Raw genomic sequence first — 14,545 nt, 5'->3', positions numbered from 1 at the left:
CAGCGAGCGGCCGGAGGCGCGACAACCGAAAATGCGTTGTACACCGTATAGTCACCACTATACGGTGTACGGCATGTCCTCATCCCACGGCCATCCCCAGCGCTGGCTGATCCTCGGCGTCATCTGTCTCGCGCAGCTCACCGTGCTGCTCGACAACACCGTCCTGAACGTGGCCATCCCCTCGCTCACCCGCGAGCTGCACGCGAGGACCTCCGACATCCAGTGGATGATCAACGCGTACTCGCTGGTGCAGTCCGGCCTGCTGCTCACCGCCGGCAGCGCCGCCGACCGCTACGGCCGCAAGAAGATGCTGATCACCGGGCTCGCCCTGTTCGGCATCGGCTCGCTCGTGGCCGGGCTCGCCGGCAGCACCTCCCAGCTGATCGCCGCGCGGGCCGGCATGGGCGTCGGCGGCGCGCTGCTGATGACCACCACGCTGGCCGTGGCGATGCAGATCTTCTCCCCCGAGGAGCAGCCGAAGGCGATCGGCATCTGGAGCGCGGTCAACGCGCTGGGCTTCGCGGGCGGCCCGCTGATCGGCGGATTCGTGCTCGACCACTTCTGGTGGGGCGCGATATTCCTGATCAACCTGCCGGTCGCGGCGCTGGGCCTGGTCGCCGTGGTGGCCCTCGTCCCCGAGTCCAGGAACCCGCGCGGTGAACGCCCCGACCTGCCGGGCGCGGCGCTGTCCACCGTCGGCATGGCCGCGCTCGTCTTCGCGATCATCTCCGGGCCGGGGCACGGCTGGACGTCGGCGCGGGTGCTCGTCACGGCGGCCGTGGCGGTGCTGGTCCTGGGGGCCTTCGCGTGGTGGGAGAGCAGGGTCGAGGAGCCGATGCTCGATCCCCACTTCTTCCGGGACCGGCGGTTCACGGGCGCGGTCGCCGGGGCCGTACTCATCGTCTTCGGCATGGGCGGCGCGCTGTTCCTGCTCACCCAGCACCTGCAGTTCGTACTCGGCTACGAGCCGCTGGAGGCCGGACTGCGCACCGCTCCGCTGGCGTTGACGGTGGTGGTGCTCAACTTCAGCGGGCTGTCGGCGCGGTGGTCGGCGCGGCTCGGCACGCCGGCGTCGATCGCGCTCGGCATGGTCTGCATGGCCGGGGGTCTGGTGTCCATCGCCGAGGTGGACGGCGGGGGCTACCCGGGGACGCTGCTCGGGCTGCTGCTGATCGGCGCGGGGTGCGCGGTGGCGAACCCGGCGATGGCGCACGCCATCATGAGCGCGATCCCTCGGGAGAAGGCGGGGGTGGGGGCCGGGATCAACGGAACCTTGGCCGAGTTCGGCAACGGGCTTGGTGTCGCCGTTCTGGGTGCTGTGCTCAGCTCTTCCATGGCGTCGGGGGAGTCGTTGTCCGCCGCGCTGGGCACGGGTCAGTTGGTAGGCGCCGTCGCCGTGCTGGCCGGTGGCTTCGTGGCGGCGGGGTTGCTCCGCCGGGCGGAGAGGGTGTCCGCCTAGCGGCTCGGAGGGACGGGCCGGCCGGGCGGCACCGGCAGGATCCGAAGGACTGGGCCTAGGTTGGGACAGTGAGCGCAAACGAGGAAGGGCCGCCGGTGGCGAAGCGGGCAGGTCGGTCGGCGCGGGACAGCGTGTGGCGGGAGGGCCGGGCCCGGCGCGGTGGGCGCAGTGCGCAGCCCTCCGGGCTGGACCGGGAGCGGATCACCGAGGCGTCCGTACGGCTGCTGGACGCGGAGGGACTCGCGAAGTTCTCCATGCGGCGGCTGGCGGCCGAACTGAACGTCACCGCGATGTCCCTGTACTGGTACGTCGACACCAAGGACGACCTGCTCGAACTCGCCCTCGACGCGGCCTACGCCGAGCTGCGGCTGCCCGACCCGGACGACACGGACGAGGACTGGCGGGAGCAGCTGCGGGCGCTGGCCACCGCGTACCGGGGGCTGCTGGTCCGGCATCCCTGGCTGTCCCCGCTGGCCGGGCGCTTCCTGAACATCGGCCCGAAGGCGCTCGCGTTCTCCCGGGTGATCCAGCGGGTCGTCGGCCGGGCGGGCCTGCCGGCGCACGGGGTGACCGGGGCGATCTCGGCGGTCTTCCAGTTCGTGTACGGCTACGGGACGATCGAGGGGCACTTCTACGCCCGGATCGCGGACACCGGGCTCAGCCCCGAGGAGTACTTCGAGCAGTCCATGTCCCTGGTGGACGAGGTCCCCGGCACCGCCGACGTGATACGGCAGTCCAAGGACCTCATGGCGGCACGCGGCGGTGACACGGTGGGCGAGATGCTGGACCGGGACTTCACCTTCGCCCTGGACCTGCTGATCGCCGGCATCGAGGCGATGGTCACCCGCGGCTGACCGCTCCTCCGCGACGCCCGCGCCGGGCTCTTCGGCCTACTCGTCCGTCGACTCCGCCGACTCCGTCGATTCTTCCGGGTCCCCCGACGCCAGCCGCGCCGGGAAACCGCCCGTGGCCACCGGCCCCCACCGCTCCGGGGTGATCCGGATGATGGACTTGCCCTGCTTGACCATGGCCTGCCGGTACTCGTCCCAGTCGGGGTGTTCGCCGGCGATGTTGCGGTAGTACTCGACCAGCGGTTCCACGGAGTCGGGGGTGTCGACGACCTCGGCCGTGCCGTCGATCTGGACCCAGGGGCCGTTCCACTCGTCGCTCAGGACGAGCAGGCTGACCCGCGGGTCGCGCCGGGCGTTGCGGGTCTTGGCCCGCTCCGGGTAGGTGGAGACGACGATCCGGCCGGAGTCGTCCACCCCGCAGGTCAGCGGGGAGGCCTGCGGGGAGCCGTCGGCCCGGCGGGTGATCAGCAGGGCGCGGTGGCGGGGCCGTACGAAGTCCAGCAGCTCGGCCCGCGACACACGGGTGTTGGTAGCGATGTTCGGTGCCATGGGGGCAGCCTAGGGGCAGGGGGCGCCCCGGTGGCCGGCTTTGCTGTGCCGGTGTCCGGGCGCTCCCCCGGGGAGCTAACCCTGGGGCAGCGAGTCGCCCTGGACCGCCTGGATGTCCAGCTCCACCTTCAGCGTGGTGCCGATGGCCGCGATGCCCGCCTGGAGGACCTGGTTGTAGTTCATCGCGAAGTCCTCGCGGTGCAGTTCGGCGGTGGCCCGGAACGCGGCGCGGGTGCCGCCCCAGGGGTCGGCGCCGGTGCCGAGGTAGGCGAGGTCCAGGTCCACCGGTCGTACGACCCCGTGCAGGGACAGTTCGCCGTGGACCGTCCAGCGGTCGGAGCCGGCCTGGGTCAGTCCCGTCGAGTGGTAGGTGATCTCCGGGTGCCGTTCGACGTCGAGGAAGTCGCCGGACCGCAGATGCGTGTCGCGCATGCCGTTGCCGGTGTCGATGGAGCCCGCCCGGATCACCGCGGCCACCCGGGACTTGGTGACGTCGTCGGGCGCGATCTCGACGGTGCCGCCGAACTCCGTGAACCGGCCGCGCACGCTGGAGATCCCCAGGTGCTGGGCGACCGCGGCGACGGAGGAGTGCGCCGGGTCGATGGTCCAGGGGCCGGGCGGCGGCAGCTCGGTGCCGCCCTGCCGGGCCAGTGTCACCGTGCCGACCTCGGCCCGGCCGCTCGCGGTGACGATCGCGCTGGACGCGGCCGGCGCGTAGCCGACGGCGGTCACGATCACGGTGTACGCGCCCGGTGCCAGCTCGGTGGTGTCCCGTACGGCTCCCTCGGCGTCCGTCTCGGCCCGCAGCACCTGCGTGCCGGTCATGTCGGTCACCGTGACGACCGCGTGCGACACGGCCCACCCGTCCCGCGTACGGATCTTCGCGGTCAGTCCCATCCCGTTCTCTCCCTGCACAAAGCTCTACAACTGGTCGTATGAGACCGGCCCGTGGCGGGCGCGCCCTTCGTCCAAGGCGCGCGCCGCCACGGGCCGGGGTGTGAACTACTCGCCGGGGTGGGCGAGTTCGATGTCGTGGCCGTCGACGCCGGGGCCGGACACGGTCAGCGCGGTGGCCACCGGCGGGTAGCCGGTCGCGATGACGGTGTACTCGCCGCCGTCCAGGTCGGTGAAGGCGTACGCGCCGTCCGCACCGGTGGTGGCGGTGCCGGCCACGTTGCCCGCCTGGTCGACCAGGGTCACCCGGGCGTCGGCCAGCGGGCCGTGCGGGGCCCGGACGACCCCCTGGAGCCGGGCGCCGGCGTCCAGGTCGACCTCGACCCGGGTGACGCCGGTGGCGCCGACCTCGACCGGCAGGGCGCGCGGCCGGAAGCCGCTCGCGTTGACCGCGACGGTCACCGTGCCGGGCACCAGCTCGGTGAGGGCGAACTCGCCCTGCTCACCGGTGGCGGCGGTGGCCAGCAGGTCGCCGCGCACATCGGTGACGATGACCATGGCGTCCTTGACCGGCAGCGCGCTCCCGGCGGCCCGGACGACACCGGTCAGCCCGCTGGTCCCGCTGAGCAGGATGTCGTACGACAGCGGGTCCTCGCCCACCACGATGGTGGAGGCCTGCGGCTGGTAGCCGTCGGCGGAGGCGATCAGGACGTACGAGCCGGTGCCGGGGGCGTGGAGGGCGTAGGAGCCGTCGCCCTGGGCGACCGAGCGGCCCAGCTGGCGGCCGGACAGCGAGATCAGGGTGATCGCGGCCTGCGGGACCGGGGCGCTCTCGGCGCCGCGGACGAAGCCGTGCACCGGAGTGCCACCGCCGCCCGGGGTGCCGGGCTCGGCGATCGTGGCGACGGCGCTCTGCTGCGTGACCGCGGTGGCCATGGCGGCCGTGGTGCCGCTCTCGCCGACGACGGGGGCGGCCCAGCCGGGCACCCGCTCCGGGGCCGGGGCCTCGGTGACCGTCTCGACGGCGGCCGGAGCCGGGTCCTCGGCCGGGGCCTGGCCCTCGGCGGCCTGGGCGAGCGCGCCCTTGGTCCGCAACGGGACCTCCTTGATGAACAGCGTGATCAGGAACGCGAGGGCGGCGAGGCAGCCCGCGATGAGGAAGACGTCGGCGATGCCGTGGCCGTAGGCGCTCTCCATCAGCGTCCGGATGGGCTTCGGCAGCGCGTTCATGTCCGGGATGGTGTCGGTCGAACCGGAGCTGCCGGCCAGGGCCTTCTGGTACTTCGGGCTGAGGTCGGCGACGCCGTCCTGGACGTAGTGCGTGATCCGGCGGGACATCACGGCACCCAGCGCGGAGACGCCGACCGCACCGCCGAGGGAGCGGAAGAAGGTGACCGTGGAGCTGGCCGAGCCGAGGTCGGAGGGCGCCACCTGGTTCTGCGTGGCGAGCACCAGGTTCTGCATCATCATGCCGATGCCGAGACCCAGCAGGGCCATGAAGATGGCCATCTTCCAGTAGTCGGTGTCGTACCGGATGCCGCCGAGCAGTACCAGGCCGGCCGTGACCAGGACGCCACCGCTGACCAGCCACGCCTTCCAGCGGCCGGTGCGGGTGATGAACTGGCCGGAGACGGTCGAGGAGACGAACAGACCACCGATCATCGGGATGGTCATGACGCCCGACATGGTCGGGGACTTGTCGCGGGCCAGCTGGAAGTACTGGCTGAAGAACACGGTGCCGGTGAACATCGCGATGCCGACGAACAGCGAGGCGAGCGACGCCAGCGTGATCGTGCGGTTGCGGAACAGGCGCAGCGGGATGATCGGCTCGCTCGCCCTGGACTCGACGAGCACGAACAGCGCGCCGAGGACGATCGCACCGCCGATCATCGCGTAGGTCTGCCAGGACAGCCAGTCGTACTTGTCACCGGCGAAGGTGACCCAGATCAGCAGCAGGGACACGGCGGCGGCGATGAGGGTCGCGCCACCCCAGTCGACCTTGACCTCCCGCTTGACCACGGGCAGGTGCAGGGTCTTCTGCAGCACGATCAGCGCGATGACCGCGAAGGGGACGCCGACGTAGAAGCACCAGCGCCAGCCCAGCCAGGAGGTGTCGGTGATGACACCGCCGAGCAGCGGGCCGCCGACGGTGGCGACGGCGAAGGTGGCACCCAGGTAGCCGGAGTACCGGCCGCGCTCGCGCGGGGAGATCATCGCCGCCATGACGATCTGCGCCAGGGCGGACAGACCGCCGACGCCGATGCCCTGGAACACCCGGAAGGTGATGAGCATGCCGGGGTTCTGGGACAGGCCGGCCGCCATCGAGGCGACCACGTAGATGATCAGGGCTATCTGGACGAGAGCCTTCTTGCTGTACAGGTCGGCGAGCTTGCCCCACAGGGGAGTGGCCGCGGTCATCGACAGCAGGGCGGCCGTGACCACCCAGGTGTAGGCGGACTGGCCGCCGCCGAGGTCCCCGATGATGTGCGGCAGGGCGTTGGAGACGATCGTGGACGACAGGATCGCCACGAACATGCCGAGCAGCAGCCCGGACAGGGCCTCCATGATCTGCCGGTGCGTCATCGGGGCGTCGCCGTGGGAGCCTCCCCCGTGCTTGGCGTGAGCCCGCACACCGGCTGGTGTGGTCGTTGCCATGGGCTTCCTTCTCTTACGTGTTTGCGGGTGTACGGGTGGTCTCTTGCGATACGGGGTCGGGCAGCCGGAGGGGGGCGGACCGGCAGTCGCCGAAGGACGCGCGCAGCCGCGTCATCAGCCGGATCAGCTCGGCGACGTCCTCGTCGGCCCAGTCCGCCAGCCGCTCGGCGAGCAGGTGCGTGGTCCGCCGGGACAGCTCGTCGAGCTGCGCCAGGCCCGTGGGCGTCAGGCGCAGGATGCGCGAGCGCTTGTCCGCGGGGTCCGGGTGCCGCTCGATCCAGCCGCGTGCGGCGACGTGGGCGACATGCCGGCTGGTGACCGACATGTCCACGGCGAGCAGCTCGGCGAGCTTGCTCATGCGCATGTCGCCGTGGCGGCCGACCAGGGTCAGCACGGCGGCCGAGCCGGCCGGACAGTCGGGGGGCAGGATCCGCCCCATGTCCCGTTTCACGGCGCCGACGGCGCTGAGCTGACGCGCCAGCTCTTCGAACTGCGCCTGCTCGGCCATCACACCTCCCGTATCGTTGCTTAGGGCAACCATAAGCGTGTTTGGTTGCTGCAGGCAAACAAGTCGGGGGTGGGCTGCGCAAAAACTTGGCAAAGACAAGCATTGCTGGCGTAAAGATGCAGGTGACCGTGGCTGGCATGCCCCCGTCTGTCCCGGTGGCCCCGCACTTGGGCCGGTCCCCGGGATTCGCTAGGGTCTCGGGGCATGGCTAACACCCAGGGCCCCCAGGGCAATTACGACCCCGCAGGCAACACCCAGATGTTCCGCGCCTTCGTCGACGAGGCCCCCCAGGCCCGCCAGCAGCAGGCGGCCTCCTCCGGCCCCCGGGTCGGCCTGATCATCGGCGTCATCGTCGCCCTCGCCGTGGTGGCCGGCGTCGCCTGGCTGGCGATGAAGTAACAACCCCCAGGTCCCACTCCGCCACGCCGGACACGCGCCGCGTCTCGACGGGGTGCCGTACGCCTCCCCGTCGGCCCCCGCACACCACTGACACCGGGCCCGGACGACAGCCCCCGCACACACCGACCCCGCGTCCGGACAGACGACGGCCGCCGACACTGCCGTAACGGCGTCTCGGCGGCCATGCGTCCATGTCGTCGTGCGGAGAGTCCCGGGGAGCGGTCAGCCGGGAGGGGTCCCTGTCGCGGTCGCGGGGATCAGTCCGAGATCAGGCCGTCCCTCAGCTGGGCCAGGGTCCGGGTCAGCAGGCGGGAGACGTGCATCTGGGAGATGCCGACCTCCTCGCCGATCTGCGACTGGGTCATGTTGGCGAAGAAGCGCAGCATGATGATCCGCCGCTCCCGGGGCGGGAGTTTGGCCAGCAGGGGCTTGAGGGACTCGCGGTACTCCACGCCCTCCAGGGCCGTGTCCTCGTAGCCGAGCCGGTCGGCCAGGGAGCCCTCGCCGCCGTCGTCCTCGGGGGCCGGGGAGTCGAGGGACGAGGCCGTGTAGGCGTTGCCGACCGCGAGGCCGTCGACCACGTCCTCCTCGGAGACGCCGAGCACGGCGGCCAGCTCGGTCACCGTCGGCGAGCGGTCCAGCTTCTGCGACAGCTCGTCGCTGGCCTTGGTGAGCGCCAGCCGCAGCTCCTGGAGCCGGCGCGGGACCCGTACCGACCACGAGGTGTCGCGGAAGAACCGCTTGATCTCGCCCACGACCGTCGGCATCGCGAACGTCGGGAACTCCACGCCCCGTTCGCAGTCGAACCGGTCGATCGCCTTGATCAGGCCGATGGTGCCGACCTGGACGATGTCCTCCATCGGCTCGTTGCGCGAGCGGAACCGGGCCGCCGCGTAGCGCACCAGCGGCAGGTTCAGCTCGATCAGGGTGTCCCGGACGTACGCCCGCTCGGGGCTGTTCTCGTCCAGCGCGGCCAGGCGCAGGAAGAGCGAGCGGGACAGGGTGCGGGTGTCGAGGTTCGCCGTGACCGGCGCGGCCGGGACAGCTTCGGCGGCCGGGTCGGCGGCCGGGGACGGCACGGCTTCGAGGGCCGTGACACCCTCGAAGCCGTCGAGGACGTCGAGAGCGTCGAGCTCCTTGGGCGCTGCCTCGCTCAGCGTGGGCGTCAGCACCTTCGAGCTGCCCTGGTCTGCGGACATGCCACCCCCTTTGGGTCGCGGGACGGTCGCGGCGGCGCCCTCGTGACGAGTAACGCAGCCCTCACCTGAATACCGGAGCCGGAGCCACGGCAAACGCGCTTCCCGCAGAATGTCACATGTCGGCAACGCGCTGTACCGACATGTCGACACGTGAGATCCGAAGAGGCCCTGCAAACAAGAGGCCTGACGGTGTTTCGGGCCCCAACTGCCGCAACTGCCCAGGTGAGGCGATTCGCTCGCGCCGGTGAACGGTCGATCGGGTTTGCGATGCAACGGCGCGCGAGCCGTGCTTCCGTGCGCCCGCTGTGCATCGGCCGCCACGGCCGCTGCTGCGGCTAGGCGTCGATCCGGTTTGCGGAGCGCAGTCGCTGGAAGCTACGGGCGAGCAGTCGGGAGACGTGCATCTGGGAGACGCCGAGTTCCGCGCTGATCTGCGACTGGGTGAGATTGCTGTAGTACCGCAGGAGAAGGATCCGCTGCTCCCTCTCCGGGAGTTGGACGAGGAGGTGGCGGACCAGGTCGCGGTGTTCCACGCCGTCCAGGGCCGGGTCCTCGTAGCCGATCCGGTCCAGCAGGCCGGGCAGGCCGTCACCCTCCTGGGCGGCCTCCAGCGAGGTGGCGTGGTACGAGCGTCCCGCCTCGATGCAGCTGAGCACCTCCTCCTCGCTGATCCGCAGCCGCTCGGCGATCTCGGCGGTGGACGGCGTGCGGCCGTGCAGCGTGGTCAGGTCCTCGGTGGCGCTGTTGACCTGCACCCACAGCTCGTGCAGCCGGCGCGGGACGTGCACGGTGCGGACGTTGTCCCGGAAGTACCGCTTGATCTCGCCGACCACGGTGGGCATCGCGAAGGTCGGGAACTGCACGCCCCGGTCCGGGTCGAAGCGGTCGATGGCGTTGATCAGGCCGATGGTGCCGACCTGGACGACGTCCTCCATGGGCTCGTTGCGGGAGCGGAAGCGGGCGGCGGCATAGCGCACGAGCGGGAGATTCGCCTCGATCAGCGCCCCCCGCACCCGGTTGTGCTCCGGCGTGCCCGGGGTCAGCTCCTTCAGTTCGGTGAACAGGACCTGGGTCAGGGCCCGGGTGTCGGCGCCGCGGCGCTTCTCGGGGGCCGGCGGGTCCGGTGGGGCCGGAGTGGGCGCCTCTTCCTGGGGCGGCGCAGTACTGGCCGACAAGGTCAACGCCACCTCTTCATCGGTCAATCATCCGTCAAAAGCGGTCATAGCATCACAAGACATGTGCACTGTGTGCAAGCACCTGGTAACCCCGTGTTGGTTTCAAACCGCGACAGGTGTGGGTAAGCAGTGCACGAAAAACCCCCCGCCGAGGAGGGCGGGGGGCTGTGCGCGAGCGTCGGGTGCGGGGTTACCGCCCGGCGAACTCGTAGTCGGCGATCACCCAGGTGGCGAACTCGCGCCACAGCGCGACGCCCTCCTGGTGGGCCGGGTGCTCCAGATAGCGCTTGAGGGCGTCGGCGTCCTCGACGGCGGAGTTGATCGCGAAGTCGTAGGCGATGGGACGGTCGCTGATGTTCCAGCCGCACTCCCAGAAGCGCAGTTCCTCGATCCGGCCGCCGAGCGCCCGGAAGACCTCCACGCCCGCCACGACCCGCGGATCGTCGCGCTCGACACCCTCGTTGAGCCTGAACAGCACCAGGTGGCGGATCATGGGATACCTCAGCTCTTTCCTCCGTGGGCGACCCAGGTCATGAAGTCGCCGACGGCCTTGGCCGCGTCCGAAATGCCCTCGAAGCCTATCTGGACGTAGTCGGCCGCCTTGGCCGGGTCCGTGATGATCACGTACAGCGCGAAGACCACGAGCACGTACACGGCGATCTTCTTGGCGTTCACCGCCACTGCGGCCTCCCCTGTGCCAGTGCCTCTCGGGCCCCTGCCTGCCGGCCGCGAGTGTAACCTTCGGGCCTTCGCGCACGGCCAACAGCCTGCCGGGGCGCGCGCGTTGCGTCCGGAACACGCGAAAGGCCCCACCGGACGGCGGGGCCTCTCTACGAGCGGTAGCGGAGGGATTTGAACCCTCGGTGACTTGCGCCACACTCGCTTTCGAGGTCTGTTCGTGCTGGTCAGAGCGTGATCCGACACCGTTCAGGGCCGTTCACGGGTGTCCGCCAGGTGAGGGAGGGGACGGTCGCGAACGGTGCCGGACGGGTGTGAATGAGACGGAAACTGAGACGGCCCACCGGAGCGGAATCGCCGAGTGCATGCACGTCAGAGGCTTTCCCCAAGGCCTCAGCTCTGTCAGGGGGTCCCGCTACTCTCGCACCATGCCTGAGTATGAGGACAACCCAGCCGGCCGCCTGCGGACGCTGCTCATAGAGTTGCATCAAACCCCCCCGAACCACGGGGCATGGGACGCAGTGACGAGGCTTCTCGTCCCGACAGCTTCCCCGTCCTCGCCGGAAGCGCTCAGGGCCATGACACGTCTGCTGGAGCTACCGGCGGAGATCCGGGCCGCCGTGGAAGCGCTCGATGAAGACGAAGAAGAGAAGGAGCACCTTGTCGAGCACTTGGACAAGGTGGAGGCATTTCTGACCAGCGTCACCAACCGGAACAACACTCTTGGCCAGGCATCTCAAGTCTTCGCCACCGGAGGTGATGTCCCCAACAGTGCTGCTGTGCAGTCCCTCGGTACTTGCTCGCGCCGCCTGCACCGCCTCAGCCCTGAGCCCGTCATCCCGCGCGAGGAAATTGACCGTCTGATCCAATCCGTGACTGCGCTCATGGATGAAATCCGAGCTTCCAGCCTGGAGAGTGCGGCCAAGCTTCTCCTGTTGCATCACCTCCATCGCCTGCTTCAGGCCCTTGACCTCATCCGCATTACTGGGGCCGCTCCCGTCGAGGAGAGCTTTGACGCCTTCCTTGGGGCTGTCACACGTAACCGCGAAGCGATGCAGGATGTGGGGAAGCGAGGCCTGTCGGAGCGACTCACGGCCTTCCTGGGCGCAGTCAAAACGGCTATCGACGTTGCCCGAGGTATCCACCAGTTCGGGACAGAGGCACACGCCGTGATCGAACAGGGCAGTCATGCAATCGAACAAGCTCGCCACATGCTCTAGTCACCAGATGCGGTGGCGCCATCAGGAGTCGACTCACTCTTACCGGCCGCTGTCGCCTCTCTCGGCGCAGGTCACGAGTCGTGGGAGCCTGGAGGACATCGACGAGCGAGCGGAGAGGGAGAGCGGGTGTCGCAGCAGACCAACCCTCGGGGAACCTTCTTGAAGATCGCTGACGCGCTGAAGACGCGGATCGAGGGGGACCCGGACATGACGGTTCTGCCGTCACTGACCGACGTCGTGCGCGATTACAAGGTCTCGCGCGGCGTGGCTGTCCGTGCGTTCGGCGTGCTGAAGCAGGAAGGCGTCGCCGAACCCGCGCCGGGCGAGCGGTGGCGCGTCGTCCGCTCGGGGGTGCGAGTCGACCGGCGTCCGCTCCATCAGCGGATCGCGGATGTCATCACGGCTGATGGGCTGGAAGTGGGGGAAGCCTTCCCGAGTGCTTCGGTGCTTGCGGAGCGGTTCGGGGTCTCGCGTCCCACGGTGACCAAGGCGCTGGAGAAGCTGGAAGCCGCCGGTCTGCTGGCGGGGGGAGGACAGGGCAGGGTGCGGACGGTCCGCGCCGTGCCGACGCGAGAGGAGCGTTCGTAGCTTGCCGAAGTTGACGGAGTGGGCCTATCCCCTGGCTGAGTCCCTGCTCGCCGAGCCGTTGCCGCGACGGTGGAAGCACTGCCTGGGAGTCGCCGAGAGGGCGCGTACAGTCGCGCTCATCCTCGACCAGGACGCGGATCTGCTGGAGGCCGCTGCGGTTCTGCATGACATCGGCTACGCACCGGACCTGGCCAAGACGGGCTTTCACCCGCTGGACGGCGCACGCTACCTCCGGGACGTGGCCGGCGCGGACGAACGGGTCATCAACCTGGTCGCCCACCACTCCTGTGCCTGGATGGAGGCCGAAGCACGCGGTATGCGCGAGGAGCTGGAGGGGGAGTTCCCGCGCGAACGAGAGCACCTGAACGACGCGCTCTGCTACTGCGACATGAACACCACACCCGACGGCACGCCGACGAATCCAATCGACCGGATCAACGAGATCACGGGACGGTACGGGCCGGACAGCCTGATCGGGCAGTTCATCCGCCGGGCCGAACCCGAGATCCTCGCGTGCACGTCCCGCGTGCTCGATCAGGTAGCCGCGGCCAAGCGTCAGCCGATGTAGGGAGCGGTGCGTGCCTGGTCCATGGCGTGCTCGATCCGGAGCCGCATGGTGGGGTGCACGTCCAGCGTCGCCAGGTCCGCGGGGTCGACCCAGCGGACCTGAGTCGTCTCGTTGCTAGTACGGAGTTCGCCCCCGACCGGCCGGGCACGGAAGCAGATGCTGAACTGCTGCCGCACCTCGCCGTCGTCGTACTTCATCACGTGGCCGGGGTCCGTGTAGAGCCCGGTCACGTCGGCCACCTCCACCTTGATCCCGGTCTCTTCCCAGACCTCCCGCACGACCGTGTCACTGATCGATTCACCCACGTCGTGGCCGCCGCCGGGCAGTGCCCAGCGGCCGTTGTCGGAGCGCTGGATCATCAGCACCTGGCCCGAGTCGTTCTGGACGAACGCGACGACAGACGGCACGACCGAGTTGGCCGGCGGAGCGTCGGGGTCGTGCAGGTAGTCAATGCGTCCCATGCTCAGGCTCCTGTGATGTCTTGGTCCGTGACCTGGCGGGCGCCTCCCCAGGTCTGTTCGATGCTATTCGCGTAAGTGTCGAACAGACCGCCACCGGGCATGCGGCGCAGGTGGAAGACGGGTGCCATGTAGGCGCCAATGCCGTAGACGTGGGGATTCACGAGCATTTCCTCATCAGCCCGGTATATGGAGTTGTAGAGCGTGGTCGCGTGCAGCCGAAAGCTGATTTCAGGGTGGCTCCGGAACAGGGGCCGATAGTTCACCAACGCGTTCCGGATCTTGCCATTCATGATCCGGTGCCCCTCATCGATGCCACGCTGCCGGACAGCTTCACAGTTCGGGTCTCCGAGCAGGATGCGGACCTGCGCAGCCCCTTCCACCTTCTTCTTCAGGAGATCGTGGAACAGGGGATCCTCCGACAGGAAGAGCCCCGAGTAGACGAGAACGTCTACGTTCCTCTCCGCTCGCGCGTAGAGGTCACGCCAGAGACCGGGCGGGACCGTGTGCCGATGCGGGTAGACAGCGACAATCTCCGCTTTGGTCAGGTCCGCCGCGCTCTCGACGTTGCGTCCGTCATCCCACAGAGTCGTCACGTCGACCTGAAGCGCTGCGGCCGTCGCGTACTGGTGGCGCCTGTACGGCACCTTTCCCTGCGTGATCCAGCGCTCGACCGTCTTCGGGTTGACCTCGATCGCTTCAGCGAGGCTCTGCAACGTCATGCCGCGGGCTAGGAGGGCGGACCGTAAGCGCTCGTTCGACATCTGCACCCCCGTTGGGACTTCTAGGGACTTCCTGACCGTAGCCAGAAGTCCCGGAGCTGTCCATGGGTGAGGTGCCCAACTCCCCTGACCTGCATCGATCCTGATTGAGCGCCAAGAAGTCCCGGCGCAAAACCGAGGGGTTCCGTCGACATGCTTGACGGACCCCCATGCAGTACCTGTAAAACAGGTACTGCAACGACCGAGCGCAAGAACTCGGTCGGAAAGCGGCTTCCTGCCGCATGCGCAGCTTGGTCCCGCCGGATCCGCTTACACGCGGTCTGGGCGGCAGGGGAGACGTAAAAGTCCGTCGTCTTCACGGATCGATCGGTGTCATCGGCTAAGCCGTTGGTCTGACCCTCGGGCGTGGACCCAGGGACCGGATCGGCAGGGATCCCGGTGATTGGGCCGCACCCAGCCCATGGCATCCAGGGAGCATCCACTCAGCGAGTGACGACTGAGTGGCGCGGTGACCGCGCGCCGTCCAAGAGGAGGCGGAGCAAGGCGCGTACGGAGCCGCGAGACGACAGTGACGGGAGCTCCCGTCACTCGTCATGCGGGCAGGACGCCGGCCACGCGTCGG

Annotated in this window: 16 protein-coding genes; 6 read left to right on the top strand and 10 right to left on the bottom strand. The window is 69.3% G+C overall.

All coding sequences use genetic code 11. From position 1 onward, the window contains the following. Nucleotides 1-31: 31 nt before the first annotated feature. A complete protein-coding gene (locus ACZ3ZD_RS32860; RefSeq protein WP_467405537.1) occupies nt 32-1,459 on the top strand; it encodes an MFS transporter in 1,428 nt (475 codons plus the stop codon). Between the two features lie 95 nt (nt 1,460-1,554). Further along, nucleotides 1,555-2,313 carry a TetR/AcrR family transcriptional regulator gene (locus ACZ3ZD_RS32855; RefSeq protein ID WP_467405698.1) on the top strand — a complete coding sequence of 253 codons (759 nt, stop codon included), beginning with the start codon at nt 1,555-1,557 and terminating at the stop codon, nt 2,311-2,313. Between the two features lie 36 nt (nt 2,314-2,349). On the opposite strand, the gene ACZ3ZD_RS32850 is transcribed toward ACZ3ZD_RS32855, so the two are convergent. The 4 genes from ACZ3ZD_RS32850 to ACZ3ZD_RS32835 form a co-directional block, all read right to left on the bottom strand. After that, complete coding sequence (locus ACZ3ZD_RS32850; RefSeq protein WP_467405535.1) at nt 2,350-2,859, bottom strand: PPOX class F420-dependent oxidoreductase; 510 nt, start codon at nt 2,857-2,859, stop codon at nt 2,350-2,352. Nucleotides 2,860-2,934: 75 nt separating this feature from the next. Then, nucleotides 2,935-3,756, bottom strand: coding sequence for a YceI family protein (locus ACZ3ZD_RS32845; RefSeq protein WP_467405533.1), 822 nt, complete (start codon nt 3,754-3,756; stop codon nt 2,935-2,937). A 105-nt stretch (nt 3,757-3,861) separates the two neighbouring features. Continuing rightward, nucleotides 3,862-6,336, bottom strand: a complete 2,475-nt coding sequence (locus ACZ3ZD_RS32840) for an MFS transporter (RefSeq protein ID WP_467405694.1) — start codon at nt 6,334-6,336, stop codon at nt 3,862-3,864. A gap of 85 nt (nt 6,337-6,421) precedes the next feature. Continuing rightward, nucleotides 6,422-6,916, bottom strand: a complete 495-nt coding sequence (locus ACZ3ZD_RS32835) for a MarR family winged helix-turn-helix transcriptional regulator (protein ID WP_467405530.1) — start codon at nt 6,914-6,916, stop codon at nt 6,422-6,424. A gap of 204 nt (nt 6,917-7,120) precedes the next feature. On the opposite strand from ACZ3ZD_RS32835, the gene ACZ3ZD_RS32830 reads away from it, so the two are divergent. Then, complete coding sequence (locus ACZ3ZD_RS32830) at nt 7,121-7,315, top strand: hypothetical protein (protein ID WP_467405528.1); 195 nt, start codon at nt 7,121-7,123, stop codon at nt 7,313-7,315. Nucleotides 7,316-7,572: 257 nt separating this feature from the next. Here the strand turns inward: ACZ3ZD_RS32830 and ACZ3ZD_RS32825 are convergent, their stop codons facing one another. The 4 genes from ACZ3ZD_RS32825 to ACZ3ZD_RS32810 all read right to left on the bottom strand — a co-directional run bounded on the left by ACZ3ZD_RS32825 (nt 7,573) and on the right by ACZ3ZD_RS32810 (nt 10,370). Continuing rightward, nucleotides 7,573-8,514, bottom strand: a complete 942-nt coding sequence (locus ACZ3ZD_RS32825; protein ID WP_467405524.1) for an RNA polymerase sigma factor SigF — start codon at nt 8,512-8,514, stop codon at nt 7,573-7,575. A 335-nt stretch (nt 8,515-8,849) separates the two neighbouring features. Further along, nucleotides 8,850-9,695: an RNA polymerase sigma factor SigF gene (locus tag ACZ3ZD_RS32820; RefSeq protein ID WP_467405691.1), complete on the bottom strand. Its 846-nt coding sequence runs from the start codon at nt 9,693-9,695 to the stop codon at nt 8,850-8,852. Between the two features lie 184 nt (nt 9,696-9,879). Then, nucleotides 9,880-10,182, bottom strand: a complete 303-nt coding sequence (locus tag ACZ3ZD_RS32815; RefSeq protein WP_467405521.1) for a Dabb family protein — start codon at nt 10,180-10,182, stop codon at nt 9,880-9,882. A gap of 8 nt (nt 10,183-10,190) precedes the next feature. Then, on the bottom strand, nt 10,191-10,370 hold the full coding sequence (locus ACZ3ZD_RS32810; protein ID WP_014673639.1) for a hypothetical protein: 180 nt from the start codon (nt 10,368-10,370) through the stop codon (nt 10,191-10,193). A 425-nt stretch (nt 10,371-10,795) separates the two neighbouring features. Here ACZ3ZD_RS32810 and ACZ3ZD_RS32805 point away from each other — a divergent pair, with 425 nt between their 5' ends. From ACZ3ZD_RS32805 to ACZ3ZD_RS32795, 3 genes are all read left to right on the top strand, one after another. Further along, the gene (locus ACZ3ZD_RS32805) at nt 10,796-11,587 is read left to right on the top strand and encodes a hypothetical protein (protein ID WP_467405516.1); all 792 of its coding nucleotides are present in this window, start codon (nt 10,796-10,798) and stop codon (nt 11,585-11,587) included. A 126-nt stretch (nt 11,588-11,713) separates the two neighbouring features. Next, a complete protein-coding gene (locus ACZ3ZD_RS32800) occupies nt 11,714-12,175 on the top strand; it encodes a GntR family transcriptional regulator (RefSeq protein WP_467405513.1) in 462 nt (153 codons plus the stop codon). A gap of 1 nt (nt 12,176) precedes the next feature. Continuing rightward, nucleotides 12,177-12,743 (top strand): HD domain-containing protein, encoded by a 567-nt coding sequence (locus ACZ3ZD_RS32795; protein ID WP_467405510.1) that lies wholly within the window; start codon nt 12,177-12,179, stop codon nt 12,741-12,743. Here the strand turns inward: ACZ3ZD_RS32795 and ACZ3ZD_RS32790 are convergent. Continuing rightward, nucleotides 12,731-13,204, bottom strand: coding sequence for an NUDIX domain-containing protein (locus tag ACZ3ZD_RS32790; RefSeq protein ID WP_467405508.1), 474 nt, complete (start codon nt 13,202-13,204; stop codon nt 12,731-12,733). The two genes, ACZ3ZD_RS32795 and ACZ3ZD_RS32790, sit on opposite strands and share 13 nt — an antisense overlap. A gap of 2 nt (nt 13,205-13,206) precedes the next feature. Further along, nucleotides 13,207-13,923, bottom strand: a complete 717-nt coding sequence (locus tag ACZ3ZD_RS32785; protein WP_467405506.1) for an XRE family transcriptional regulator — start codon at nt 13,921-13,923, stop codon at nt 13,207-13,209. Nucleotides 13,924-14,545: the final 622 nt, after the last annotated feature.

The sequence above is a fragment of the Streptomyces sp. NPDC023481 genome, assembly GCF_055560195.1.
The sequence above is the reverse complement of the archived record's forward strand: the minus strand, read 5'-3'. Positions and strand labels throughout refer to the sequence as shown.